Below are 23,429 nucleotides of genomic sequence, written 5' to 3'. Positions count from 1 at the left end.
ATCACATATGTGCATGTATTGCACGTGTGTGCGGAGATGATGTCACGGCGGAGCGCTGGTGTGAAGGGGAGCGCAGGCCCTGTCGGGGGCGGATGTGTCAGTCGCCGACGGGCCGATAGCATCGTGACGATGTACACGCGGTTCACACCCCTGCATCGAGGCGACGTGGTCACCCTCATCTACGGCGAGACGCACGCGCAGTGAAGGAGCGAGACGGAGGATTCGCCCTGATGCCGATACCGTCTTATGGAATTCGGCGCGACACCGCAGTCGTCGAACCGCATGGGCAGCTTATCGAGTCTGTGAATCGCGCCAGCGACGCAGGCATCCGGCCGGTTGTGGTCGTGGGTGCCGACCGCCTGCACGAGGTTCGGAGAGGGCTCCGTGACCAGCAGATCCAGCACCGGGCGACCGTGATCGACTGTCCGGGGCCGGCGACCCGATCGCAATGCCTCGCGCGGGGGCTCGCATGGTTGAAGGAAACCGGGGCAACAGCTGAGTCGGTATTGGTATACGACAGCAACTCCCGACCAGTGGCATCGGTGGCGGTTTGGCGGCAGCTGTCAGCGTTTGCAGGAACGGGGGTGGATGTGGCTGCACCTACGACCACATTGGTCGACAGCGTCAAGTTGGTCGATGCGGACGGAGTAGTCCGAGCCACTATCGACCGAGCGGTTCTACGCACCATCGAGTTTCCGAGAATGATTCGCGTGGAGGTACTCCATCGAGCCGTCAGCGATCCAGCGGCGGACGACGTGGACGAGCTGACCTATGCCATGGGGGCCCAGCGCGGTGTCCGGTTCGTAGAGGTCGACCGGTCCGCATTCACAGCCCCGGTCGCGTGAGGGCGTTCAATTCCTCAGAACCGTGATGAGTTCACGGACAAGCTTGATCGGCAGGCGGGCCACCTTCAAGGGGAATGTAGCGGCCGTGGCGAGCGGATGCCGCCGGAAGCGCAGGTACAACTGTCTCGGCTTGTGCGCCGCGCGCCATCGTAGGTCGTGCGCATATGCTCTCCTGAGTTCGCGGTCGGAGTGGTGGATCGTGTATCCGCACGCCCCACAGACTGTCGAGACCAGGACATGACCTGCGTACGTCAATTTATGTTCGGTGTCGAGTCCACATGAATCGCACGTCAAAATCGCGTGCTCGTGCCCTTCCACGATTGCTGCCCCACCTCCTGGGTCGATTGAACTAGCGCAATTGTTCGGTGAGCAACCGTTCAGCGAGAAATAGGTCGTGTGCGTACGTCACCTTGATGTTGCGCTCGTCGCCCGGGAAGATCCGCACCCGCAGGTCGGTGAACCGCTCGACGCTGGCAGACGTATCGGTGCCCTCGAATCCCGCAAGCTCGGCGGCCCGATATGCCTCGAGCAGTGGCTTTGCGTGGAATGCCTGGGGGGTCTGTACCCGAACGAGTCGATCTGCGAACCCGGGGTCGGTGACATTGCCATCCGGGTGGATTGTGACGACGTCATCGACTGCGAGTGCCGGGACCGCGCCGCCGAATCTACGCGCCGTCGACACGGCCATCCGCATCATTTCCGCGCCTGCGAGCGGTCGGGCGGCGTCGTGGATCACGACCACGTCGATCGTGCCCGCCTCGATCGCAGGTGCTAAGTGCTGCAGTGCGTTGTATTCGGACTCGTGCCGCGACGCCCCGCCCTCGATCACCTCGACATCGAGGTCCGGGACCTCGCGATCGAGTATCTTCGCTGCGTTCGACAGGTCGACTATGCGGGTGACCAGAAGAGTACGGGTGAACTCCGGGACAGCGCGGACCGCCTCCAGCGTCCACGAGACCATTCCGAGACCGGCGATAGGAAGGTACGCCTTGTTGCCGTCTGTGCCCATTCGGCTGCCCGTACCGGCCGCCAGTACCACGGCTGCGGCCCCACTCGAAGTATGCGTACCCATGCTTGTCACCCTAATCGGCGATCAGGCGATCGGTGCTCGATCACGGCCCAGTCGGCTCAGTGCGGCTGACCGCGCTAACGAGCCATCCTCGGCACCCAACGCCAGTGCGGCCGCGTCCTCGAGAGCTTCGATCGGATACCGCAAGAGGGCGGTTCGGACTGCGGGGATCGCCGACGGGGCCATGCTCAGGCTCCGCACACCGAGCCCGACGAGAACCGGTGCCAGTTCGGGGTCACTTGCGGCTTCACCGCATACGGCGACAGGCTTGCCGACGGCATGTCCGGCTGATGCTGTGATCCGGATCAGTTCGAGCAATGCGGGATGCCACGGATCGAGCAGGTCGCCGACGGCGCCGAGCATGCGGTCGGCCGCGAAGGTGTACTGCGCCAGATCGTTGGTACCGATGCTCACGAAATCCCCATGCTCGAGGATCGCCGATGCGCGAAGTGCCGCAGCCGGGACCTCGATCATCGCGCCGGCCACCGGGAGCCCCGCTGTATGGGCCTTGCCCGCGAACTCGCGGATCTCGGCGGCGACCGACACCATCGGAGCCATCACCCAAACGTCCGCCGAGCACTTCGATGCGGCCGCCGCGATGGCGTCGAGCTGGTCGCCGAGCAGTCCAGGGTTGAATCGCGACGTCCGTAGCCCGCGGATACCCAGCGCAGGGTTCGGCTCTTGGCCGTGTTGCGCGAACTCCAGCGGCTTGTCGGCACCGGCATCGAGGGTCCGCACCACAACCCGCCGTCCGGCGAACGCGTTGAACACCTCCGTGTAGACGGCGATCTGCTCCGCCTGGGTCGGAGCGGTCACCCGCTCGAGGAAAAGGAACTCAGTGCGGAACAGGCCGACGCCCTCTGAATCGGCGGCGGCTGCCGTCTCCAGGTCACGCGACGCACCGATGTTCACCATCAGCTTTACCGGTGTCCCGTCTGTGGTCCGACCCGGTCCACTCGCGCGCCGCGCCACCTCGACCTCCGCGCGGTATTGGGTGAGGGCTCGCTCGATCTCGTCGTTGGAGGGGGAGATCTGCACGGTGCCCGCCGTGCCGTCGACGAGGACGACGTCCTCATCTGTGAGAGTGATGCCTTCACCGACAGACACGACGGCGGGGATTCCGAGCGATTTGGCCAGAATGGCGGTGTGACTACTGGGACCGCCCGTTTCGGTGACAATCGCAAGCACCTTGGCGGGATCGAGAACGGCGGTGTCGGCGGGCGCCAGATCGTGTGCGACGAGCACGAACGGATGGCCGGGGTCGGGAATTCCCGGCATCGGTAGCCCGAGGACCTTCGCGACGGCGCGGTCTCGAAGGTCGTCGAGGTCGCTGACGCGCTCTGCGAAATAGGGCCCGGCCGCCTCGAGCATCGCCCGGAAGGATCCGAAGGCGGTGGTGATCGCGACGGCGGCCGATGCTCCGCTGCCGACCGCCGAATCGACGGCGGAGAGCAGCGCGGGATCACGAACCATCATCGCGAGCGCCGCAAGCACATCGGCGGAATCCGAGCCCGCCTGACCGGCGCGTTCGTCGAGCATGTCTGCCACCGAGGACAGCGCGGCCGCGGCCGCGGCAGATCGCTCGGCAGGCGTGCCATCTCCGGAGTGATCGGACTCGGGGGTGACCACGGTGGGCGCGGCCATCCGGGCGACCGGTCCGACCGTTACGCCGCGGCTGACGCCGAACCCCTTGCGCGTGTCAGACATGGCCGTGAGCGTCGTTGTCGAGGTTGGTAGTGAGCATCACGACCAGATCATCGAGCGCAGCCTCAGCACCGGGAGCCTCGGAGGCGAGCGTCACCATGTCGCCGTGGCAGATATTCTGGGACAGCACCCCCATGATGCTCCGGGCGTCGACCGGGTCACCGCCGTCCTTGGCAATAGTAATCGGGACGCCGAGCACGTTGACCTGCTGGACGAACTTGGCGGCCGGGCGTGCATGGAGACCGTGCTCGGATCCGATGATGACCGTGCGTTCGATCATGATGTGACTCCAATGTCAAGATTGGCGAGGGGGTTTCGCCGGGCGGGCTGGCGCGCCCAGCGAACCCTCGGCGCTGATGGTAGCGGCGGATTTACAGAATCAACCGGCGGACGTCACCGAGAAGGCTTGCCACCCGAGCGGCGAATCGTGCGCCGAGCGCCCCGTCGATGATCCGGTGATCGTACGAGAGGCTGATCGGGAGCTGCAGCCGCGGCCAAAACGTCTCTCCGTCCCACACCGGTTCGATGCGGCTTCTGGAGACACCGAGGATAGCTGCCTCCGGACTGTTGACGATGGGTGTGAACGCGGTTCCACCGATGCCGCCGAGGCTCGAGACGGTGAACGTGGCACCCGTGACATCGTCCCCGGTGAGTTTCCCGGACCTCGCGCGCTCCGAGATCGCGCCGAGCTCGCGGCTGAGCACAGAGATGCCCTTGCGGTCGACGTCGTGGACCACAGGTACGACAAGCCCCTGGTCCGTGTCTACGGCCACGCCCAAGTGGTAGTACCTCTTCAGTACCAACGACTTTCCGTCCTCCGACAGGCTGCTGTTCACTCGCGGGTACTCCTGCAAGGCAGAGACGACCGCCTTCAGGACGAAGGCGAGCAGGGTGACCCGGTAGCCCTCACGCTTGGCGTCGGCGTCGAGTTCCCTCCGGAACACGTCGAGGTCGGTGATGTCCGCGACGTCGTGCTGCGTCACATGGGGAATCGTCGCCCAGGAGTTCGCCAGCGCCGGGCCCGAGATCCGACTGATCCTGCTCAGCGGGGACAGTTCGACCTCGCCGAACCGTTCGAATCCGTGGTAGTCCGCAGGGGCGGGAGTCGCAGTGGCGACGGTCACTGCCTGGACCTGGGCTGCGGGAGCCGGAGTGCTCGATTCGGTGACGTCGGCGGCCTCGACGTCTGCGACGGTGATCAGTCCGTCGGGCCCGGTCCCGGTGACCGTGTCGATGTCGACCCGCAGTTCGCTGGCACGTCGCCGAGCTCGCGGCACCGCAGGCCGCGGCCCGCGGCGGGACGGCGGCGTGGCACCAGTGGGTGCGTCGTTTGCCTGCGCCGCGTTGGCAGCGGGTCCGGCGTCGGCCGCATCCGGTGCCGCGCCGCCATCGAACAGCCCTTCCAGCATGTCGTCGGCATCGGTGGCGATGAAGGCGAGTGGCTCACCGACCGCGATCACCTGGTCCGGCTCGGCCACCAGGCGGGCAAGCGTGCCGTCGAGGGGTGACTCGACCTCCATATCGACCTTGTCGCTCGCCACTTCACAGACCACGTCGCCCGATGTGACCACGTCACCCGCAGCCTTGTGCCACACGATGAACGTTCCCTCGGTCATGGTCATCGACATCTTGGGCATCACGAGAGGAACTTCACGCATCAGCTGTTCCTCACGATTTCGATTGCGGCGGAGATGATGTCATCGATCTGGGGAACGCTGGCCCGCTCCAGTTCTGGGGCGTAGGGAATCGGTGCGTCCAGACCACACAGGCGCTTGATCGGGGCAAGCAGGCTGTAGATGGCATCCGAGCCCGAGATCCTGGCGGCGATCTCGGAGGCGAATCCGCCGGTCAGCGGGGCCTCCTGTACGAGCAGGACGCGGCCGGTTGCTTTCACGGCGTCGAGGATCGCCCTCTCATCGAGCGGCACGAGGGTGCGAGGATCGACGACGGTGACGTCGATCCCTCGCTCTTTCAGAGACTTCGCAGCCTCGAGCGCCTTGCCGACCATGACACCGGTGGCGACGATGGTCAGATCACCGCCATCGCCGTGCACGGCGGCCTCGCCCAGGGGCACGCGGATATTGCCCTCCGGCACGGGTCCATTGGTCCGGTAGAGCAGCTTGTGCTCGAGGACGATCACCGGATTGGGATCGTCGATCGCGGACAGCAGCAACCCCTTGGCATCCGCCGCCGTCGCCGGCAGAACGACCTTGAGGCCAGGGACGTGTGCGAACCAGGCCTCCAAGCTCTGTGAATGTTGCGCAGCTGCGCCGGTACCCGACCCCGAGGGGGCGCGCAGCACCATCGGCACCGTGAGCGCCCCCCCGAGCATGAAGTGGATCTTTGCGGCCTGATTGACGATCTGATCCATCGCCTGGTTGGTGAAGTCGGAGAACTGAATCTCGACGACGGGCCGCAACCCGCATAAAGCCGCGCCGACAGCTGCACCCACGATCCCGAGTTCGGAGATCGGAGTGTCCCGGATCCGCTCGGCACCGAACTTCTCGTACATACCCTTCGTCACGCCGAATGCGCCACCGTAGATCCCGATGTCCTCGCCGAGGACGAACACCCGGTCGTCCTCGGTCATCGCGATCGTGAGCGCGTCGCGCACGGCGTCGGAGTAGCTCATATCGGTCAGGACGGGAACGGGTGCGCTCATGCCCCCACCTCGCTGCCGCTGAGCTCCGGCATGACCGCAGGGGCGGCTGTGTTGATTGTTTGCTTGCTGCGCTCGCTCACGCGGTCACCTCCACGGGGGCGAAGACGGCCGACATCAGTTCGTCGGCACGCGACGGCGGCGCGTCGTTTCCGGCGCGGATAGCGGCGCGCAGTGCGTCTCGGACATCGTTGCGCACGGTCTCGAGCTCGGTCTCTGTCAGCGTTCCGGCCTCGAGAACCGTCTGCTCGAATTGGATGATCGGATCTTTGCCCCGCCACTCGTCGATCTCCTCGCGGGTGCGGTACAGGTTCTGGTCGCTCTTCGAGTGGCCCTTGTAGCGGTACGTCACGGCCTCGATGAGGGTCGGACCGTCACCGGCCCGCGCGCGGGCGACGGCCTCTGCGACGACATCGGCGACGGCCTGGACGTCGTTCCCGTCGACAGACGCGCCCGGAATGCCATAGGCGGCGGCGCGGTCCGCGACGCTCGCCACGTTCATGGACAGCGAGCTCGACATCGACATGCCGTAGTGGTTGTTCTCGCAGATGAATACCGCGGGAAGCCGCCAGATGGCGGCGAGGTTGACGCCTTCGTGGAAGGCTCCCTCGTTGGTGGCGCCGTCGCCGAAAAAGCTCACGGCCACCGCGGTAGTGCCCTTGATCTTCTGTGCCAGCGCAGCACCGGCGGCGATCGGGATGCCACCGCCGACGATTCCGTTGGCCCCCAGATTTCCGGTCTCGACGTCGGCGATGTGCATCGACCCGCCACGGCCGCGGCAGTAGCCGGTTTCCTTGGCTAAAAGCTCGGCCATCATGCGGCTGAGGTCGGCGCCCTTGGCAATGCAATGGCCGTGGCCGCGGTGGGTGGAGGTGATCAGATCGTCGCGGGTCAACGAGAGGCATGCCCCGGTGGGCACGGCTTCCTGTCCGATCGACAGGTGCATCGTTCCGTGCATGAGACCGCGCGCGAAGAGGTCGTCGACCGCCTCCTCGAAACGGCGGATCTTCCACATCGTGGTGAGGACCTCGCGTGCGCGTGCGGCGTCTTGGGCCAACCGGACGGTTGTCTTCCGTGTCGCGGTGGTGGTTGTCATGGGTGTCTGACCCTTCGATCGAATCCGGCGGTTACGCAACGTTGCGGACACCCGCGAAGGTGGGCAGCGGAGCACCGGCGAGCAGCTTGTCTTGCAGCTGGCGCAGGGCGGCGATGGTCGTGCCGGGGCGCAGCTCGACGTCGTCCGCGGTGATGACCGCGTCGGCGGCCACGTCGCGAATGAGCTTGGCGCCCTGCAGCAGGCCCAGGGGCACCAGGTTCTCGGCCTCGGTTGCGGTTGCGGACTCGATGACGCCATACACTGTGGAGCCGCCAATGCCGTCGATCGTGTCGCCAACCTTGAGATCGCGCTTGGCTCCGGCGACGACCTCTGCGTTCCAGTACTCCGGCGCGAGGCTGGGAACGCCGTCGAGGACGGCCTCTGCGATGGTCAGCGGGGCCTCGATGCTGGCCAGGTGGTAGGGGCGGTAGAGCGTGAAGTAAGGACCGTCACCCATCTTCAGGTAGGTCATCTCCTCCGCCACGATCGGGTCGTCGGTCTTGACGATCGCGAAGACGCCCGGTGCGACAGGTCCCGTGCAGTAGTCCACCACACCCGGACGATCGAGGACGCCGCCCTCGGCGGTGGGCCGGAACGTGTCCGCCAACGTCTCGACCGTCGAGGCGGGACCGTACATGCCGCGGCGACTGACCTCGAGCCCAGTGGTGTTGGCGAGCGACGCCATCTCGATCATGGCCTTCGAACCGTCGACGAAGCTGCACAGCATCTTTGGGTTCATCCGCTTCGACGCGGCCTCCTCTGCGAGGCTGTCCGGTGTCGCATGCGGGTTCAGCGGGTTGTTCTTCCCCTTACCCGCGCACACGACCTCGAACGACAGGTCCCGGGCGAAGTCGACGAGGCGCTTGGCTTCGGCGGGCTCGTCGCCGCGGCAGACGGTGTAGATGCGCCCGGTCTGTTTGGCGATCGTGGTCAGGACGTAGCCGATTGTCACGTCGCACTCGACGTTGAGCAGTGCGATGTCCTTGCCCGCGAGTAGACCGTTGAAGGCGACCTGGGCGCCGACCTCGGGGACTCCGCTGGCGTCGACGATGATGTCGACAGGCAGCGAGTTCAGCAGGCCGGCGTCCTCGACTGCGACCGATGCTCCCGACACGATGGCCTGAGATAGGGACGCGACGTCGCTGCCGGTGACAGGATCGATACCGGCCTCGCGCAGGGCGCCCTCCGCCTTGCCGGGCAGGACGTCTGCCACGGCGGCGATGTGCATTCCGGGGATGCGGCCGACCTGGGCGATGAACCCGAGCCCCATCTGGCCGGCTCCGACGAGTCCGACGCGGATCGGCCTGCCGAGCTCGTTCTGTCGAGCGAGCAGGCGTGCGGTGTAGCTCATGCTGGTTCTTCTCTCCTGGGGCTTCTATGCGGAGGTGGGTCCGGCGATGACACGGAATGCGCTGCCGGGGGATGGCACTGGTGGGGTGGCTCTGGGCAGGCACACGTCGCCGGGGAGTTGCGGCGTGTCCTCGCCGTTGAACTTCAGATCGATGTGGCCGAGGTTGACCAGGTTCTGGTCGGCGACGTGTCCGACCGCCAGGACGGGAAAGCGCTCTCCGCCGATCTCGATGACGTCTCCGGCAGTCAGGCCACCGACCGTGACCGTCGGCCTGTGCAACACGCTGATCTCATGCAGCTCCGGCGGCGCCTGGTCACCGAAAAGGATGACGATGCCCTGCTCGACGAACCCGGGGACCATCTCCCCCACGTGGGTGACGATGGCGTCGTACCGGATCTTGTCGGCGGTGTCCGGCTGGCTCATCAGGCACCTTCCACGATGTTCTGCGTGCCCACTCCCGACACGAAGAGCTCGGCGGTGATGAAGTTCGCAAGTGGACCCGATGGTGTCGCGGCGTTGACGTCGACGGTCAGCACCTTCTTCATTGGGTAGACACCGACACGCGCGGTACCACCGCAGTCGATCACCGCGACCGCGATCCGTTCGAATGGAGCGTTGCTCTTGAACCCATCGAACGGCTCTCCTCCTGTGAGATCGGCGATCCTCTGCGCGACCGGATGGATGCCGCCACCGGTGACCGAGTAGATAAGGGGACGCTCGGCGGTCGGCTTGATGACGAGTGGACCGCCCCAACCGCCGGACCCCTTGCTGACAGTGACGGGTTTGTAAATGGTCATGGTGAAGCTCCTGGTGACAAGTGGGTGTGTGGTGACGGGTATCCGAAGCAACCGCTAGCTGTAGAGGCCGAAACTGAAGAAGTAGGCGATGACGACGGCGAGCGGTCCCGTCAGGAGTCGTGAGAAGAGGATCGCTGGGACGCCGATCTCGACGGTTTCCGGCTCGGCCTCACCGAGCGCAAGGCCGACGGGGATGAAGTCGCAGCCGACCTGCCCGTCGATCGCGAACAACGCTGGCAGCGCATACTGCGGGGGAATCGCCCCAAGACCAATCTGCACTCCGAGCAGCGAGCCGATCACCTGGGCGATGACTGCGCCGGGGCCGAGCACCGGCGACAGGAACGGCAAGCAGCAGATCAGCGATATGAGGACAAGCCCAGGCAGCGAACCCGCGATCGGTGCGAGGTGCTCGGCGATCAGATTGCCGAGACCGGTGGCCTGGATGAAGCCGATGAGGAAGGCGATGAACGCCAGAAACGGGAGGACGTTCTTGATGACGGTGTCGATGGTGTCGCGGCCGGCCTGATAGAAGACGTTCACGACGCTGCCGACTTTACGACCGAGCGTGGTCAGAGCACCCGCGATCCGATCGAAAACGCTCATCCGCAATGGGGCGGGGGTGGAGGTGGAGGTCATGATGGTACTCCTAGGCGATCGCCGCGGGCGCGGACTCGGAATCGGCGGCGGTGCGGGCCTTCCGGCGCATCAGGATCCCTGTGACGACATCGGTGATGACACCGCGGATGAAGATGACGATCAGTCCGACGTAGAAGTATCGGATCGCCAGATCCGGAAGCGACAGATCCAGTTTCGTAATTCCTGCCGCGATGCCGGCGTATACGAACAACTCACCGGGGTTCGCATGTGGGAACAACCCGAGGATCGGATGCACGAAACTGACAGACGAGTCGTAGAACGCCGCCTTCCGGCGTTCAGGAAGGAACCGGCCCATCGTGTACGCCATCGGGTTGGTCAGGAAGAACACCGACAGCACGGGAAGGACCAGGTAGCGCAGCGGGAGGTAGATGAGACCGTCGCGGCCGGCGATGGCCCCCAATCTCTCGATGCGGTGTGCGCCAATCAGCCGGATGAGCGCATTGACAGCAGTGAGCAGTACCACCAGGAGCGGCAGGATGCCAGATGCCATGGTCGTGAGTTGTGTTGCGCCTTCTTGGAATACGTGAATGAACGCTTCCGCGGCGCGGGCCAGCACACCGTTGATCCCGCCGGATGGTTCCGGAGGCTTCGGCGGGTCTGCGGCCAACAGGTTGAGAGCGGTGTACATGGCGGGGGAATTCCTGTCTAACTTGAATGGATCAGATCAGCGCGTAACCGAGACCGGACGCGTCCGAGCGGTGTGCGCGAGATAGAGGGAGGACGCATGAGCCGCGGCGGCGGACACACGTCGGGAGATGCCGTCGGCGCGAGTTCCACCGGCGAGGTCAACGACGGCTATTCCGACCAGGACGGGTGCAGCCGTGGGCTTGGCGAAGACGGTGAAACCCTTCAGGATTCGCGCATCGGTGACGATCCCGTCGCGGACCGCGATGGCGACGAAGGTACGAAGGCCATGGCGTCGATTCATCCCGGTCACAACGCGGCCCCTCGAGCTCATGGCGGTAACCGCACGACGAAAGACGTTGGCCTGCCTCCACATGAGGAGCATCTGGGCGACCCATAGGACGGCGAAGACTAGAGCGAAAGTAAGCATCAGGCGAGATCCTCCCCGGCAGCGGAGGTGGCGGAGTCGAGCGCCAGAGTCGCCCGCGCGGCGCTCTCGTCACAGACAAGGACATCGAGGTGGCGGCCGCGAAGCGCGCCGACCAGTCCGGGCGCCTTGACACGACCGGAGGTCACCCCCACAACCATTGGGACCCGACGGAGGTCCTCGAGGCGGACCGCGATAACGCGGTCGGTAACCGCAGCCGAGGGGATAGGCGTTCCGTTGATGTCGTAGTATCTGGCGCAGATATCGCCAGCCGGTGCCAGCGCATCGAACTCGGCACGTTCCGCGGCCGTGAGTGCCATCGAATCGATGACGGCGGCCGAGGAGCTATCGCCGTATGTGCCGACACCGACGAGCGCGATATCAGCGGTCTTCGCGGCATCCAAAGCCGACGCGACGGACTTCTCACTAAGGAACGCGCCCAAGGTTGCCTGATTGGTGATCAGGGCCGGCGCATGGAGATAGCGGTATCGTGCCCCGAGTCTCGTGGCTAGTTCCCGGACGAGTTCCTGCCCGGTGACCTCGTTGTTGACCGAGGACAGCCCGCCGACGAGTTGCACGACCTCGACATCGTACCGACGTGACGCGGTGGTCTCCCACACCATCGCCTGCAACGCAGTCCCCCACGACACCGCCAGCCGCTCCCCTTCGTTGAGATTGTCGAGCAGCCACTGCGACGACAGCTTTGCGACAGCATCGGCAGGGACCGCGCCGGGAGCGTAGGCGGCGACCAGACAGTCGTGGAGGCCGAACCGATTCTTCAACTCGGCCTCCAAGTCGGGGCGCCGCTGCGCGGTGTCAACGATGCGAATTTGCACGATCCCCAGCTGCCGCGCCGCGGTCAACATGCGCGACACATTCGACCGACTCGTCCCCAACGCGTCGGCGACCTCCTGTTGCGAAGAACCGTCGACGAAGTACATCCTTGCGGCTTTCACCAACTGCTCTCGGTCCCGCTCTGCAGTCATGTTCACATCCGTTCACGACAATCACGTTTGCCTGTAATTTCTAGCATGTGATCTGGATCATGCCAAGACCTGGATGTGATTACGAGCAAACTTTAGGTAATCACGCGCCTGTCACATATGTGACTGTCATCTCACGTTTGACACAATGGTGTTGGCAGCAGATGATGTGGTGCATGCCACACCGGATTCGTGGTCGTATCGAGTCCGGACGGCGGTCCGCCGCTTGGATTGTGGCGCAGATTTGAGGGGCTGCGCACCACAGTCCAGGCGGCAGCTCCGCCGCCAACGAGCGATCAGAGATCGGGCGCGCCAACGCCCTCCCCCTTGACCGAACCGTCGCACACTCAGGGCCTCGAAGGCGTGGTGTTCGACTGCGACGCTGTACTCGCCGACTAGAGCCTGTCCACGACACCGCGACACGCGACGAGACGCGGACACGTGGCGTCACGCTGCCGCAGTCGCTCTTCGAAGAACACATCGGGACACGCTTCGAAGATCAGATGTATCTTCTCACCCGGAGGAACGGACTCGATCCGACAGAGCCGTTCGAGGCCAGCGAGGTCAGGTTCGGCGCGATGATCGACCGAGTCGGCGTGCCCCGCTGGTGGCCCGTTGGCCATCTCCACCGGAACATGCGCGATCGAGCGGCGAGAGCCATTGGCGCCGCTGCGGCCCCGACTTCACCACGGTCGCGACCGAACGCGCGAGCACGGAAATTCTCGCCGCGCAACGCTGGGTCGACGCACTGGCCGCGGCAGCCGGCGCAGCACCATTTCAGCCAGCCGTTGCCCAGTCGAGCCTTGCCGATTTGAAGTTTGTGACGACCTGGCTGTTACGCCCGGATCCGGGGCTGCCATCGAAAGCGCGCAGCGAATCAACCCGCGACGCCGCGCGGAAACGAACCCCACCGGGATCTCGCCGCCGCACCCGATGCCGCACTGACAGCGGCCACGCTGACCCGCGGCCGCATCGTCCTCCATCACGACGAACCGGTGGCGATCACCCACCTGCGCGTCCACGATGACCAATCATGATGGTTCGCAACGAGTTCCACCGCCCAAGGACCGCACGGGCATTGGGTTGCCACCTCGTCCCGGTTTGGGGCCGCTATCGCAGAGCCGTCGACACACAGCTGGTCACCCCCGATCGGGTCCGGATGAAAAACCCGACTCCCGCTGGCCCGCCCCACAGCCGATCCCGGCGCCCGCAGCCGAATAGTCCCTCAGCAACTCTAGCCGGACCTGTGCGCGAAGACGTTTTCTGCCAATGGTTTTCATTTCGGCCTGTTTCGGGCCGCCCTCGCGGCACTCCAACGTGCTGATCCTGCTTGCCGCATCAGCGATCACCTCGACCAAGCAGGTAACCGGCGAGTATCAGCGCCGCCGCGAGCTGCTGCCCGCCGAGGCGATCGACTGGCCGACCTGGCGCGATCTGGCCTGCTCGGTCGATGCCCATCCCGGGGAAAACCACTCCAATCGCCGCAACGGCTCTTGCTGGCACAACGCCACTTGCACTAGATGTTTGATTCCAAGGGGCCGGTGGATCTCGGGCCGTGCCGGGATCAATTCGCAACGCACGCTCACCGCGGTCACGGACACCGATCACCGGCGGGTGAGTGCGTGGAATGCTACGAAACACGCTGCCGCACAGGCATGCTCGCGCATGGCGCGGGGCGGATGTGAAGCGAGGGTGTCGAAGATCAATGTGTGACGAAAGACCTGGACACCCTCGCAACTGCACTCTATGTCAGGACCGATGATCTGTTGAAGACCTCCCCGGAGTTGGCGCCCTGGCGGCCTCGTGTCGGTTTCGAGCCGGAGCTGACCGACGCCGAACTGGTGACCCTGGCGGTGATACAAGCACTGCTGGGATTTACCTCCGAGCGCCGCTGGTTGCGGCACGCCCGCAAGCACCTGGGGCATCTATTCCAGTACCTGCCGCAGCAATCCGGCTACAACAAGCGCCTACGGAAGGCGTCGCCGCTGCTCAAGTCGGTGATCCGACTGCTGTCGGCTGACACCACACTGTGGACCGACGACGTGTGGGTCATCGATTCCACGCCGGTCGAATGCGGCCGATCGAAGGAAACGGTGCGCCGCTCGGATCTGGCGGGCTGGGCCGAATACGGTTACTGCGCTTCGCATTCCCGTTTCTTCTGGGGCCTGCGGCTGCACCTGGTGTGTACCCTTGGTGAGCTGCCGGTCGGCTTCGCGTTGGTCGGCGCCAAGGCCGACGAACGTCAGACACTGCTCGACATCCTCACCGTCGATCCCGAACTTGCCGGTCACCGCCCGGGCCAGACCCTGATCGGCGACAAGAACTACTTCGGCAAGGAGTTCGAGACAGCACTGGCCGACAAGGGCATGCACCTGCTGCGCCCAGCACGCAAAGGCGAACCCGAACGGCCCGGTGCCGGACTGTTCAAACCGCTCCGCCAGATCATCGAATCGATCAACCAGACCTTCAAGGGACAGCTCGACCTGGAACGACACGGTGGACGCACCCCCGACGGCGTTGTCGTGCGGGTACTGCAACGCATCCTCGCCATGACCACGGCCATTTGGCACAACGACACCATCGGCGAGCGAATCCACCGATCTCTCACCTGCTACGACCACTGACCCCGGGAATCAATCATCTAGCTGATCACCGAGACAGACCTGACAATCCCACTCACCCGTTGGTCTTCCACAATCCCGCAGATCGCAACCCGTTCATCGCGTTCGCCACCACCAGAACCGCGCCACAGCGGCGAGCACTGCCCGAACACGCGCAGACGACCGTCAACAACGCACTACCCCGACTCGGCATCCCCATCCGCCCACAAAACGTCCACAGCCGCACCGAGATGATCGCCAGCCTCGACAACACCAATCCCGCGAACATCGGGCTGCGGTCGAGGACACCTCACATGGCTGGCAACACCTGCACCGATTTCAGATCGCGATGGCCTTGCCGACACTGAACACCGCATCGGACTGCCTCGCCATGCCGTCGGGATTGTTGTTTCACCAAATCGACCAGCTCGAAAGGCTCTCGGCGCGCAGCTGTTTCACCGCGCCGCAACCCGGCCACAACCACCCCGAACCTGAAGACCAGTGGCTCGCCGGCGCTCCACCAGGCTGCGGCCCTGGCCGTCGCCGCACCAACCACCAACTCACCCCCGACGGCCTATGCTGCGCCACCCACGAACTCACCAACCCCCGAGGGAAGCGCAAAACCAGCGACCATCCATCAGCGTAAAATCGGAGGGTAACGCCATGATTCGGTCACATGGCAACACCTCAAGCGGTAACAGAAGGCCGGAACACACAAGCGAGTAGCCCGGAATACGCTCGGTCGCGTCAGTGTTGGACGGCCAACCCGACACCGAGCCCGATGAAAATCCCGCCAGTCGCGACATCGATACGACGGCGGACAGCATGCCGACGCCGCAGCCAGCCGCCGATATGTCCAGCCAAGACACCAACCGTGCCATCGACCAGGAACTCCATCACGACTAGAACCGCACCGAGAACCGCGAACTGCAACCCAACATGCCCCAGTCGCGGATCCACAAACTGGGGAAGGAAAGCGATCGTGAAGGTGACCATCTTGGGATTCAGCAGGTTGGTCAGCAAGCCACGAACATAGGCCCGGCGACCCGACACTTTCGCTTCGGTCAGCGACGAGTCCGCCTCGCTGCGCTTGCGATGACGGATGACCTGGACACCCAGATACACCAGATAAACGGCTCCGACAATACGCACCACGGTGAAGGCGATCGGCACCGCAGCAAACAGAGCAGCCAGCCCTGCAGCCGCCACAGCGATATGGATGATCTCGCTGGTGGCAACACCGGCGGTCGCGAGCAGACCCGCACGCGGACCACCCTGCATTCCGCAGCCCAGGACGAACAGCATGTCCGGCCCCGGGGTGATCATCGCGATCGCCGTGGTCACGGCGAACAGCACAAACAGGTGCTGGTTCATCAACATGAACAGGATCGTCGCACACTCCAGATCGAGCGTCCTCACATTAATCGATGCCATCACGCCAGCAACGCGGAAACCGCGCACATCCCTCCCCGCGACCGAATCACCCGAACAGCACCACGGGCACAACTTCCGTCAGTACGTGGGCGCGCCCCGAAACGCCCAAGCCCGATCGAACAGATCTAGCGCGATGTCGAACCCGACACGACCGCGACACGTCCAGAGGAGATGCCACAGACACGTGGGCTGCAGCAGCCCAGACCCAACCGCCGGTCCCCGCACCACGGCTATTGAAAACTGTGTTCATCAATGGTTGGCTCTCAGTTGAACCTTGCCGGGGTTGGGCGCGAGGCCGCGCTCGAACGGCCGTCGTCACGGAAGCCCGGCGTTTACACGGAGGAACAGCGTCATCGATACCTACACCGAGTACTCCCCTGCCGCGGAGTACCTGCACCTGCTCGCCGCACCGATGTGGCCGCAGCTGCGGCCCCGCCTGACCGCGGCCCTGGCCGCCGCCGACCCCGCCGCCGCCGGAGTCGTGGTCGAGTTCGGAGCGGGATCGGGCCTGGGCACCGACGTGCTGCTCGACGCCCTGGCACCCGCGCCGATCCTCGTGGCCGAGCCTTCACCGCACCTGCGGGCGGTGCTGCTGGCGCGGCTGCACGACCGCCGCGACGGCGACCGGGTCACCGTGCGTCCGTGCGCAGCCACCGAGCTCGTTCTGCCGGAGCGGATCGCCGCCGCCGTGGGCATGCACATGATCGGCCACCTCGATCCCACCCAGCGGCAAGGCTTGTTCGACGCACTGCTGCCGCGGCTGGCGCCGGGCGCGCCGGTTGTGTTCAACGTCCAACCCCCGGCCACCGCGACCGAGCCGGTGCAGGTCGACCCCTACAGCGTGCGCATCGGTGGCCTGGACTACGAAGGCCGCGGGCACGCCCAGCCTGTTGCGGCGGACCGGTTGCGCTGGACGATGACCTACCGCACCCTGCTCGACGGCGCCGAGATCGCACGTGCGACCGCGGAATACGACTGGTGGACGCTGTCGGCCTCCGACCTCGCCGACGAACTACGTCAGGCCGGTGCCGACACCGTCACCATCGATGACGATCTCGTCATCGCCCACGCCCCTGCCTGAAAGCCCCTTGCTGCGGGGCCCGCGCCAGGCGGGCGGCGCCGATGGATCGGTGCTCGTTGTAGTGCCCCTTGAGCGGCGTGACGGCAGCCGTCATGAACGTAATCGACGTGATCACCGTGCGCCACCGCCACATGCCCACACCCCTCACCGTCAACGTGATCATGGCCGGTGTGTTCCCGATGCAGCGCAGCTGTCATGCGATCCTCCTCGATTCCCCGCGCTGACACGAGTGCGTCCCGGAACTCAGGGCGATCCGTTGTCGGCTGGAGTTTTGTTGGCTGCAAAAGTTCTCGCCGACCGAGTTGTCTTTCTCGACCAGCAGGTTGCGACACTCACCGCAACTCGACGAGCTGACCGCAGTCTTGTGCCCGGCACTGCGGTCGGCTTCCGGCATCGGTCCCGATACCGCCGCCCAGCTGCTGGTCACTGCAGGTGACAACCCTCAACGGCTCAGGAGCGAGGCATCGTTCGCTGCCCTGTGCGGAGCAGCGCTGGTGCCGGCGTCGTCTGGAAAAACCGTGCGGCACAGTCTGTCCCGCAGAGGTGATCGTGCCGCCAACAACGCGCTGCACCGTATCGCGCTGTGCCGCATGTCCAGACACGAACAGACACGGTCCTCTGCCATGCGACAGAGTCAGACCGGGTGCTCCAAACCGGAAATCCTGCGACTGCTCAAGCGCGCGACCACTCGCGAGGTCTATCGGTTGCTGACCCGCGCCGTCGGGATCCCCGACTACGGCGACCTGCGCCCGACCCGGCAAGACCGCAACATCACCCTCACCGCCGCCGCACGACACCTCGGCGTCTGGCCCGGCACCCTGTCCAGGCTCGAACGTGGCCAATCCCGCAACGATCAACTCGCCGACACGTATCGAGAATGGCTCGCTTCCAGGGAAGAAGCTCTTCGGAGCGACGTGGCAGTACGACGGCGCCGCCACCGGCCCCAAGCCGGTTGCTCGGGGCACTGCTTCGTGGTCGTGTGCATCGTGGTGGATCTGCCGTTCATGGCCCGGCCGGTGGCGTTGCCGGTGCTGGCCCGCCTGTGGCGACCCGAGCAGGAGACGACCAAGGTCCAGCTCGGTGCCGAGTTGGTCGGGCTGCTGGCCGCCGCCTTCGTTGACCGGAGGATCGATGTGGTCGCTGACGGCGCCTACCACGGCAAGCCGCTGCGCACTCTTCCCGAAACGGGTCGTGGACCTGCCGCATCCTCACCAACGCGGTGTTGTACGAGCCGGCGCCGCCGTACACCGGCCGCGGTCGGCCACGGTTGAAAGGACAGCAGCTCGGCACCGTGAAAGAGCTGATGCGCGCTGTCTACACCGCCTGCCGGATGCGCCGCTACGATCGCGGCGTTGAGAAGACCGTGCACATCGCCGAGTTCACCTGCCTGTGGTACGGGTCCTTCCATGCGCGGACCGTCTGGGTGATCTTAGTCCGCCACGCCCGAGACCGGCTGGAGATAGCGTTGGTCACCACGGACCTGGACGCGAGCGCGGCTGATCTGGTGCAGCGGTACGTGGCTCGATGGAGCATCGAGGTCACCTTCGCACAAGCCCGCCAGCACCTTGGGCGTCGGCCAGGCCAAGAACCGTACCCGCCCAGCGGTCGAGCGGACGATCCCGTTCGGCTTGTACGTCTACACCATCGTGGTCGCCTGGTACGTCCTGTACGGCTACCACCCCGCCGATGTTGCTGAGCATCGTGCCCGCTCGCCCTGGTACGGCTCCAAGACCACCCCGTCCTTCCAGGACATGCTGGTCAAGCTCCGCCGGACCATCATCGCGGCCCGATTACTCCCAACCACGCAGGTCAGCTCACGGCTCACGAAATCACCCACCGTCCACCTGGCCTGGGCCGCAGTAGCCGCTTGACCGCCAGAAATACGAAAGCCGAGTTAGGCGGGATTCGAGTAGATACGGCTAGGCGTGAGGAGAACTGCAGTCCCGCGTTTGTCTCGCATCACCTGGTCGTAGGTGTCCCAGTCATGGGTGACGCCGGCCGCAGCGAAGATTTCGCGGATCAGGAGTCGCTGTCGTTCGTCGTCGATGTCTGGATAGGGGTCGTCGGGGCCGATCAGCTGGGCCGATCCTTCAATGGTGGTCCACTGCCAGCCGCCGCGAATGGTGAGGGCGATGGTGGGGTTCGCGCGTAGATTGGCGAGTTTCACGGTGGCGCTGGGAGATACGAAGCCGACAGTGTCGGTTCCTGTTACCGGATGCGGCAGCACACCGGCATTGACAACGGTGGCCTGCGGCGTGCCGTCGCCTCGGAGGGTGACAGCGACGCACAGGCCGTAGTCAAGTGACACCAGGTCGGCGAAGGACTTCAGATCGGTCACGGACGCTCCTCATCATCGGTCGGGATTGGACGGAGTCAACAGCACGAGCCGGCATCGAGTGCCTACCGGCCCCTTTGAAGGTGACCAGCAGTTGGCCATCGATTCACCTGTACCGTGCAAGATCATGACGGTTCTACAGCGTCAGGAACTCGTGAGGACGACGAGTTGCTGGGTCGCTCGGGTCATAGCGACATAGCGGTCGACCGCTCCTTGGATACCCTCGCCGAACGCGTCCGGGTTGACCACGACCAGGTCGAACTCAAGGCCCTTCGCCAGCTCGGGGGTCAGCGACCGGGCACGGGGAGTCGCGCCGAACGCCGGATCACCGATAACGCAGGCGATCCCGTCGGCATGCTCGGCGAGCCAGGCGTCGACAATCGAGCCCAGGTCTCCGACAAGGTCCGCTGCTTCGATCATCGGCTACGCGTTGTCGAGGGTCGTGCGTAATTCGTCGTTCTGCAACAGCGACTTCCGGAGCTGGGTGGCCGGAATATCGCCGTCGTACTTTGTCCACCTGGATCGTGAGCAGCAGCTCCCAGATCTGCTCGCGCGCTTCGTTGTGCGGAGTCCCTGGTTCCGGTGCGTCGAACGCCTCGGCCCAGTCGTCGGTGCTTAGCCAGATATCCGACCACTCGGTCGCGACCGTCATTCCCTTGGTGGGTGGTTCCTCGTAGAACCTGATAGCTGTTTCGATCGCCTGCACCATTTCCACGGACGACTTCAAGCGAGCCACATCTGGGTCGGTCTCGATTGTTGCCGCCGCACCCTCGGCAACGAGGTCGCGCAGGGTACACAGTTGCACGCTCTCCTCGCCGAGGCTGGGCAAGACATCGGCCACATAGGCCAGGTAGAGCTCGTGCGGACCGACGAACAGCAAGCCGTGACGGGGCGCAGGGTCGGAGTAGAGCAGGTAAGCGCTACGGTGCAGCGCGACGACGGTCTTGCCCGTACCCGGTCCGCCGTCGACGACGAGAGCACCCCGCGATCCCGCGCGGATGATGGCGTCCTGGTCGGCCTGGATGGTGCCGAGTATGTCTCGCATCCGGGCCGACCGGTTGCTGCCCAGGCTGGCGATGAAGGCGGATTGGTCGTCGAGCGCGGCGTTCCCTTCGACCCCTTCCGGTGTGAACACCTCGTCCCAGTAGTCATTGATCCGGCCACGGGTCCAGCGATACCTGCGGCGACGTGCCAGACCCATCGGGTTGGCGTGGGTCGCTCCGAAGAACGGTTCGGCCGCGGGGGAACGCCAGTCGATCAGCAGCTGATTTCCCGCGCAGTCCAGGAGGCCGAGCCGTCCGATGTACACCGGCTCCGGGTCGTTTACGCTGACGATGTGTCCGAGGCACAGGTCCAAACCGAAGCGGCGCAGCGAGCGCAGCCGCGCGGTCAGCCAGTGGACCTCGAAGTCCCGCTCCGTGGCTTCCTGGCCTGAGCGACCAGGTGCCTTGCGGGTGGCGTCGAGGCGTTTGTTCAGGTCGGCGATAGACTGCTCGAGACTTTCCGCGATGGCCGCGAAGTGCTGTTCGTCGGCGGCGATGAGCGCCGGGTCGGCCTTGCGGGAGAGGCGGTCGGAAAGGTCGAACGCCCTGGCAGTCAGGGAGTTCAAGTCATCAGCTCCGATGTGAGTTTCGTTTCCCGGGGCCACAGGTCACCCCCCATCGGCGCGGACGTAGCGGCCACAAACCAACGGCTCGACGTCCCTGAATTGCTGGTACGTCGACAACAGCACACGCCATTCCATCTCCCATTTCCACAGGTCCTGACTTCAGCGGGCTATTCTGCGGCATCACCCCGGCCTTGCCGCAAGCCCCAGGGTCTGCTATATGTTGGAAATGGCAGGAGTAGTGTTGGCATCACCTATTCGGCCACCGCGATCCGCAACCACCGCGCTGTACGGATCCAACTCAAGGTATTCGGGCAGCTGAAGACGATCACCTTGGTTGCCTATAACCGCGTCGCGGAGTCCACCACTCGATAACATCGCAGTGGACGGCTGAATCACCAAGGCCCAGCGAGGTGATCTCACCAAGGTAGGCAACGTTTTCGTGCGCTGCGGTGGAAGTGTTTGAGCGACACGCCGATTGGGTGCTGGATATGGACGTGGAGTCCCCGATAGATGAGTTCTCACCACAAGACCAGCTCCACCAGAAGGAATCTCAATGACGATGTCAGGCCGCGGCCGGGACTCCGTTGACGCTCGGGGGCTTGGTGTCGAAGGGGCGGTTGTCGCGCAGCAGTGCCCACAGCACATCGACTAGGCGCCGGGCCAACGCTAGTGGGTGCGCCCGTTAGTTCGTCGGGGGTTATGCGGCGAGCGGTCGGGGTGCGTGCAGGTCGTGGCGTCCGAGTCGGTGCAGGAGCTGGTTGAGGTCGTCGCGGGTGAAGGTCCAGTCGAACGGTCGGGCGGTGTTGTTGTAATGCTGCTGGAAGGTGAGCAGTCGGTCGGCGACGGTAGCGAGGTCGGCGAAGTCGTCGGGGCACAACGCTTTTCGTTGCACGACGGAGAAGTAGACCTCTACTTGGTTCAGCCACGACGCGTGCACCGGCAGGTGCACCATGTGCGCATTCGGGTAGGCGTCGTTGAGACGCGCTGCTGCTGCCCAGTTGCGGTGGGAGGCACCATTGTCGACGATCCAGAACACTCGCCGCGCGCTGGCGTACGGCTCGGTGGTCATGACCTGGGCGGTAAGCCGGGAGAACCGTTCGATGCCGGTGCTGGGCTCGCAGCGGCCGATGACGTGGGCGCGGTGCACGTCGTAGGCGGCGAAATAGGCGAGAGTGCCGCCGCGTCGGTATTCCGATTCCACTCGCATCGCCCGCCGGGCGGTGGGTGGGAGGCTACGACAGATGCGGTGGCGGGCCTGCACGCCGGGTTTCTCATCGACGCTGAGCACGTAGTCGTCGGCGCCGAGCGGTTCACCGTCCCAGATCCGGGCGTACAGGTCCAGCACCCGGGCGGCTTTGAGTGCGAAATACGGGTCACGGGGAAAGATCCAGGAGCGATGCTGCCAGGGCTTGATCGCGTCCCGAGACAGGATCCGCCGCACCGAGGATGCCGAGATCTGCTCGGCGATCCCGCGTGCGGTCACTTCGCGGGCCAGCCCTGGGCAGCTCCATCGGGCCAACGGCAGCCCGGACACCGACGGCAGCTCGCAGGCCAGGGCCTTGACCTCCGCTACCTGCTCGGCGGTGAATATTCGTGGCCGGCCGCTGCGAGGAAGTTCGGTCAATCCATCGATTCCTTTGCTGCAGAACCGTTTCCGCCATTTTCTCGCGGTGTCGGCGTTGATGCCGAGGGCGCGGGCGATATCGGTGTTGGATTCTCCGTCTGCGGCTGCGAGCACGATTCGTGCCCGCAGCACCGTCCGATACGGCGCCGAGGATCGGCGGGTGATCGTTTCCAGCTGCGACCGCTGCGCAGCGGTCAGGATGACAACATACGGACTGCGCGGCGGCACGACGTTATTCCCTTGTCCCTCAACACGATTACGGATCGAGAAACTCTGCCCGAACGGGCACCCCGAACCGGGCAGCCACGCCGCAGGCTCGTTCGTGGCAGGGTGACACGCATGGCTGCACCGCCGGAATCGACCAAGACCTCGCTGCGGCAGCGACTGGCCGCCCACGCCGCCGACCGCTGGCCGCAACTCGCCGCGGTCCATGTGCGCTACCACGGCGCCTTCGCCTACATCACCGGCGAACTACCCGATGGCACCACCATGCCGCTGTTTCGGCTGCGCTACCACGGATCCGCCACAACCTGG

Annotated in this window: 23 protein-coding genes and 3 pseudogenes; 9 read left to right on the top strand and 17 right to left on the bottom strand. The window is 65.0% G+C overall.

Annotated elements, in window-relative coordinates:
- The first annotated feature begins 230 nt into the window (after window positions 1–230).
- Entirely contained in the window at window positions 231–845 is a 615-nt protein-coding gene (locus ACIBG0_RS38255) for a 2-C-methyl-D-erythritol 4-phosphate cytidylyltransferase (protein ID WP_397039894.1), read from the top strand.
- A gap of 349 nt (window positions 846–1,194) precedes the next feature.
- Here the strand turns inward: ACIBG0_RS38255 and ACIBG0_RS38250 are convergent, their stop codons facing one another.
- From ACIBG0_RS38250 to ACIBG0_RS38190, 13 genes are all read right to left on the bottom strand, one after another.
- Window positions 1,195–1,917 carry a 2-C-methyl-D-erythritol 4-phosphate cytidylyltransferase gene (locus ACIBG0_RS38250; protein WP_397039892.1) on the bottom strand — a complete coding sequence of 241 codons (723 nt, stop codon included), beginning with the start codon at window positions 1,915–1,917 and terminating at the stop codon, window positions 1,195–1,197.
- 21 nt (window positions 1,918–1,938) lie between these two features.
- Window positions 1,939–3,621 (bottom strand): phosphoenolpyruvate--protein phosphotransferase, encoded by a 1,683-nt coding sequence (gene ptsP / locus ACIBG0_RS38245; protein WP_397039890.1) that lies wholly within the window; start codon window positions 3,619–3,621, stop codon window positions 1,939–1,941.
- The gene (locus tag ACIBG0_RS38240; protein ID WP_397039888.1) at window positions 3,614–3,898 is read right to left on the bottom strand and encodes an HPr family phosphocarrier protein; all 285 of its coding nucleotides are present in this window, start codon (window positions 3,896–3,898) and stop codon (window positions 3,614–3,616) included. Before ACIBG0_RS38240 ends, ptsP begins: the two co-directional genes overlap by 8 nt.
- A gap of 91 nt (window positions 3,899–3,989) precedes the next feature.
- Window positions 3,990–5,276, bottom strand: a complete 1,287-nt coding sequence (locus ACIBG0_RS38235) for a 2-oxo acid dehydrogenase subunit E2 (RefSeq protein WP_397039886.1) — start codon at window positions 5,274–5,276, stop codon at window positions 3,990–3,992.
- Window positions 5,276–6,280 carry an alpha-ketoacid dehydrogenase subunit beta gene (locus ACIBG0_RS38230; RefSeq protein WP_397039884.1) on the bottom strand — a complete coding sequence of 335 codons (1,005 nt, stop codon included), beginning with the start codon at window positions 6,278–6,280 and terminating at the stop codon, window positions 5,276–5,278. Before ACIBG0_RS38230 ends, ACIBG0_RS38235 begins: the two co-directional genes overlap by 1 nt.
- 76 nt (window positions 6,281–6,356) lie before the next feature.
- Window positions 6,357–7,373 carry a thiamine pyrophosphate-dependent dehydrogenase E1 component subunit alpha gene (locus tag ACIBG0_RS38225; protein WP_397039883.1) on the bottom strand — a complete coding sequence of 339 codons (1,017 nt, stop codon included), beginning with the start codon at window positions 7,371–7,373 and terminating at the stop codon, window positions 6,357–6,359.
- A gap of 31 nt (window positions 7,374–7,404) precedes the next feature.
- The gene (locus tag ACIBG0_RS38220; protein ID WP_397039881.1) at window positions 7,405–8,724 is read right to left on the bottom strand and encodes an NAD(P)H-dependent oxidoreductase; all 1,320 of its coding nucleotides are present in this window, start codon (window positions 8,722–8,724) and stop codon (window positions 7,405–7,407) included.
- Window positions 8,725–8,748: 24 nt separating this feature from the next.
- Window positions 8,749–9,147: a PTS glucitol/sorbitol transporter subunit IIA gene (locus tag ACIBG0_RS38215; RefSeq protein ID WP_397039879.1), complete on the bottom strand. Its 399-nt coding sequence runs from the start codon at window positions 9,145–9,147 to the stop codon at window positions 8,749–8,751.
- Complete coding sequence (locus ACIBG0_RS38210) at window positions 9,147–9,521, bottom strand: hypothetical protein (RefSeq protein WP_397039877.1); 375 nt, start codon at window positions 9,519–9,521, stop codon at window positions 9,147–9,149. The genes ACIBG0_RS38215 and ACIBG0_RS38210 overlap by 1 nt, the downstream gene beginning before the upstream one ends.
- 54 nt (window positions 9,522–9,575) lie before the next feature.
- Window positions 9,576–10,157: a hypothetical protein gene (locus tag ACIBG0_RS38205; protein ID WP_397039875.1), complete on the bottom strand. Its 582-nt coding sequence runs from the start codon at window positions 10,155–10,157 to the stop codon at window positions 9,576–9,578.
- Between the two features lie 10 nt (window positions 10,158–10,167).
- Window positions 10,168–10,806, bottom strand: a complete 639-nt coding sequence (locus tag ACIBG0_RS38200; protein WP_397039873.1) for a PTS glucitol/sorbitol transporter subunit IIC — start codon at window positions 10,804–10,806, stop codon at window positions 10,168–10,170.
- 36 nt (window positions 10,807–10,842) lie between these two features.
- Complete coding sequence (locus ACIBG0_RS38195) at window positions 10,843–11,232, bottom strand: transcriptional regulator GutM (RefSeq protein WP_397039872.1); 390 nt, start codon at window positions 11,230–11,232, stop codon at window positions 10,843–10,845.
- Entirely contained in the window at window positions 11,232–12,215 is a 984-nt protein-coding gene (locus ACIBG0_RS38190) for a sugar-binding transcriptional regulator (protein ID WP_397039870.1), read from the bottom strand. The genes ACIBG0_RS38195 and ACIBG0_RS38190 overlap by 1 nt, the downstream gene beginning before the upstream one ends.
- Before the next feature lie 1,266 nt (window positions 12,216–13,481).
- Between ACIBG0_RS38190 and ACIBG0_RS38185 the strand changes: the two genes are divergently transcribed.
- Window positions 13,482–13,925 (top strand): hypothetical protein, encoded by a 444-nt coding sequence (locus tag ACIBG0_RS38185; protein ID WP_397039868.1) that lies wholly within the window; start codon window positions 13,482–13,484, stop codon window positions 13,923–13,925.
- The gene (locus tag ACIBG0_RS38180; RefSeq protein WP_397039867.1) at window positions 13,922–14,836 is read left to right on the top strand and encodes an IS982 family transposase; all 915 of its coding nucleotides are present in this window, start codon (window positions 13,922–13,924) and stop codon (window positions 14,834–14,836) included. Before ACIBG0_RS38185 ends, ACIBG0_RS38180 begins: the two co-directional genes overlap by 4 nt.
- Before the next feature lie 723 nt (window positions 14,837–15,559).
- Here ACIBG0_RS38180 and ACIBG0_RS38175 read toward each other — a convergent pair.
- The gene (locus ACIBG0_RS38175) at window positions 15,560–16,273 is read right to left on the bottom strand and encodes a LysE family translocator (RefSeq protein WP_397039865.1); all 714 of its coding nucleotides are present in this window, start codon (window positions 16,271–16,273) and stop codon (window positions 15,560–15,562) included.
- A 256-nt stretch (window positions 16,274–16,529) separates the two neighbouring features.
- On the opposite strand from ACIBG0_RS38175, the gene ACIBG0_RS38170 reads away from it, so the two are divergent.
- From ACIBG0_RS38170 to ACIBG0_RS38150, 5 genes and pseudogenes are all read left to right on the top strand, one after another.
- The gene (locus ACIBG0_RS38170; protein ID WP_397039864.1) at window positions 16,530–17,327 is read left to right on the top strand and encodes a hypothetical protein; all 798 of its coding nucleotides are present in this window, start codon (window positions 16,530–16,532) and stop codon (window positions 17,325–17,327) included.
- Between the two features lie 92 nt (window positions 17,328–17,419).
- Complete coding sequence (locus ACIBG0_RS38165) at window positions 17,420–17,551, top strand: hypothetical protein (RefSeq protein ID WP_397039956.1); 132 nt, start codon at window positions 17,420–17,422, stop codon at window positions 17,549–17,551.
- A 159-nt stretch (window positions 17,552–17,710) separates the two neighbouring features.
- Window positions 17,711–17,903, top strand: a pseudogene (locus ACIBG0_RS38160) (transposase); the annotation flags it as partial.
- A gap of 47 nt (window positions 17,904–17,950) precedes the next feature.
- Window positions 17,951–18,598 carry a hypothetical protein gene (locus ACIBG0_RS38155; protein ID WP_397039955.1) on the top strand — a complete coding sequence of 216 codons (648 nt, stop codon included), beginning with the start codon at window positions 17,951–17,953 and terminating at the stop codon, window positions 18,596–18,598.
- A gap of 294 nt (window positions 18,599–18,892) precedes the next feature.
- Entirely contained in the window at window positions 18,893–19,198 is a 306-nt protein-coding gene (locus ACIBG0_RS38150; protein WP_397039861.1) for a hypothetical protein, read from the top strand.
- Window positions 19,199–19,221: 23 nt separating this feature from the next.
- Here the strand turns inward: ACIBG0_RS38150 and ACIBG0_RS38145 are convergent, their stop codons facing one another.
- The 3 genes and pseudogenes from ACIBG0_RS38145 to ACIBG0_RS38135 form a co-directional block, all read right to left on the bottom strand.
- A complete protein-coding gene (locus ACIBG0_RS38145) occupies window positions 19,222–19,665 on the bottom strand; it encodes a pyridoxamine 5'-phosphate oxidase family protein (protein WP_397039859.1) in 444 nt (147 codons plus the stop codon).
- Window positions 19,666–19,806: 141 nt separating this feature from the next.
- Window positions 19,807–21,271 (bottom strand): annotated as a pseudogene (locus tag ACIBG0_RS38140) (HelD family protein).
- 697 nt (window positions 21,272–21,968) lie between these two features.
- Window positions 21,969–23,123 carry an IS630 family transposase gene (locus ACIBG0_RS38135; protein WP_397039857.1) on the bottom strand — a complete coding sequence of 385 codons (1,155 nt, stop codon included), beginning with the start codon at window positions 23,121–23,123 and terminating at the stop codon, window positions 21,969–21,971.
- A gap of 111 nt (window positions 23,124–23,234) precedes the next feature.
- Here ACIBG0_RS38135 and ACIBG0_RS38130 point away from each other — a divergent pair.
- Window positions 23,235–23,429 (top strand): annotated as a pseudogene (locus tag ACIBG0_RS38130) (hypothetical protein); the annotation flags it as partial.

Source organism: Nocardia sp. NPDC050630, assembly GCF_044457245.1.
GTDB lineage: Bacteria > Actinomycetota > Actinomycetes > Mycobacteriales > Mycobacteriaceae > Nocardia.
Note: the sequence above shows the minus strand (reverse complement) of the source record. Positions and strands in the feature narration are given on the sequence as shown.

Coding starts and splice junctions, on each gene's coding strand:
- ACIBG0_RS38255 (WP_397039894.1), top strand. CDS start 231: ATGCCGATACCGTCTTATGGAATTCGGCGCGACACCGCAGTCGTCGAA.
- ACIBG0_RS38250 (WP_397039892.1), bottom strand. CDS start 1,917: ATGGGTACGCATACTTCGAGTGGGGCCGCAGCCGTGGTACTGGCGGCC.
- ptsP (WP_397039890.1), bottom strand. CDS start 3,621: ATGTCTGACACGCGCAAGGGGTTCGGCGTCAGCCGCGGCGTAACGGTC.
- ACIBG0_RS38240 (WP_397039888.1), bottom strand. CDS start 3,898: ATGATCGAACGCACGGTCATCATCGGATCCGAGCACGGTCTCCATGCA.
- ACIBG0_RS38235 (WP_397039886.1), bottom strand. CDS start 5,276: ATGCGTGAAGTTCCTCTCGTGATGCCCAAGATGTCGATGACCATGACC.
- ACIBG0_RS38230 (WP_397039884.1), bottom strand. CDS start 6,280: ATGAGCGCACCCGTTCCCGTCCTGACCGATATGAGCTACTCCGACGCC.
- ACIBG0_RS38225 (WP_397039883.1), bottom strand. CDS start 7,373: ATGACAACCACCACCGCGACACGGAAGACAACCGTCCGGTTGGCCCAA.
- ACIBG0_RS38220 (WP_397039881.1), bottom strand. CDS start 8,724: ATGAGCTACACCGCACGCCTGCTCGCTCGACAGAACGAGCTCGGCAGG.
- ACIBG0_RS38215 (WP_397039879.1), bottom strand. CDS start 9,147: ATGAGCCAGCCGGACACCGCCGACAAGATCCGGTACGACGCCATCGTC.
- ACIBG0_RS38210 (WP_397039877.1), bottom strand. CDS start 9,521: ATGACCATTTACAAACCCGTCACTGTCAGCAAGGGGTCCGGCGGTTGG.
- ACIBG0_RS38205 (WP_397039875.1), bottom strand. CDS start 10,157: ATGACCTCCACCTCCACCCCCGCCCCATTGCGGATGAGCGTTTTCGAT.
- ACIBG0_RS38200 (WP_397039873.1), bottom strand. CDS start 10,806: ATGTACACCGCTCTCAACCTGTTGGCCGCAGACCCGCCGAAGCCTCCG.
- ACIBG0_RS38195 (WP_397039872.1), bottom strand. CDS start 11,232: ATGCTTACTTTCGCTCTAGTCTTCGCCGTCCTATGGGTCGCCCAGATG.
- ACIBG0_RS38190 (WP_397039870.1), bottom strand. CDS start 12,215: ATGACTGCAGAGCGGGACCGAGAGCAGTTGGTGAAAGCCGCAAGGATG.
- ACIBG0_RS38185 (WP_397039868.1), top strand. CDS start 13,482: ATGGTTTTCATTTCGGCCTGTTTCGGGCCGCCCTCGCGGCACTCCAAC.
- ACIBG0_RS38165 (WP_397039956.1), top strand. CDS start 17,420: ATGAACGTAATCGACGTGATCACCGTGCGCCACCGCCACATGCCCACA.
- ACIBG0_RS38155 (WP_397039955.1), top strand. CDS start 17,951: ATGCGACAGAGTCAGACCGGGTGCTCCAAACCGGAAATCCTGCGACTG.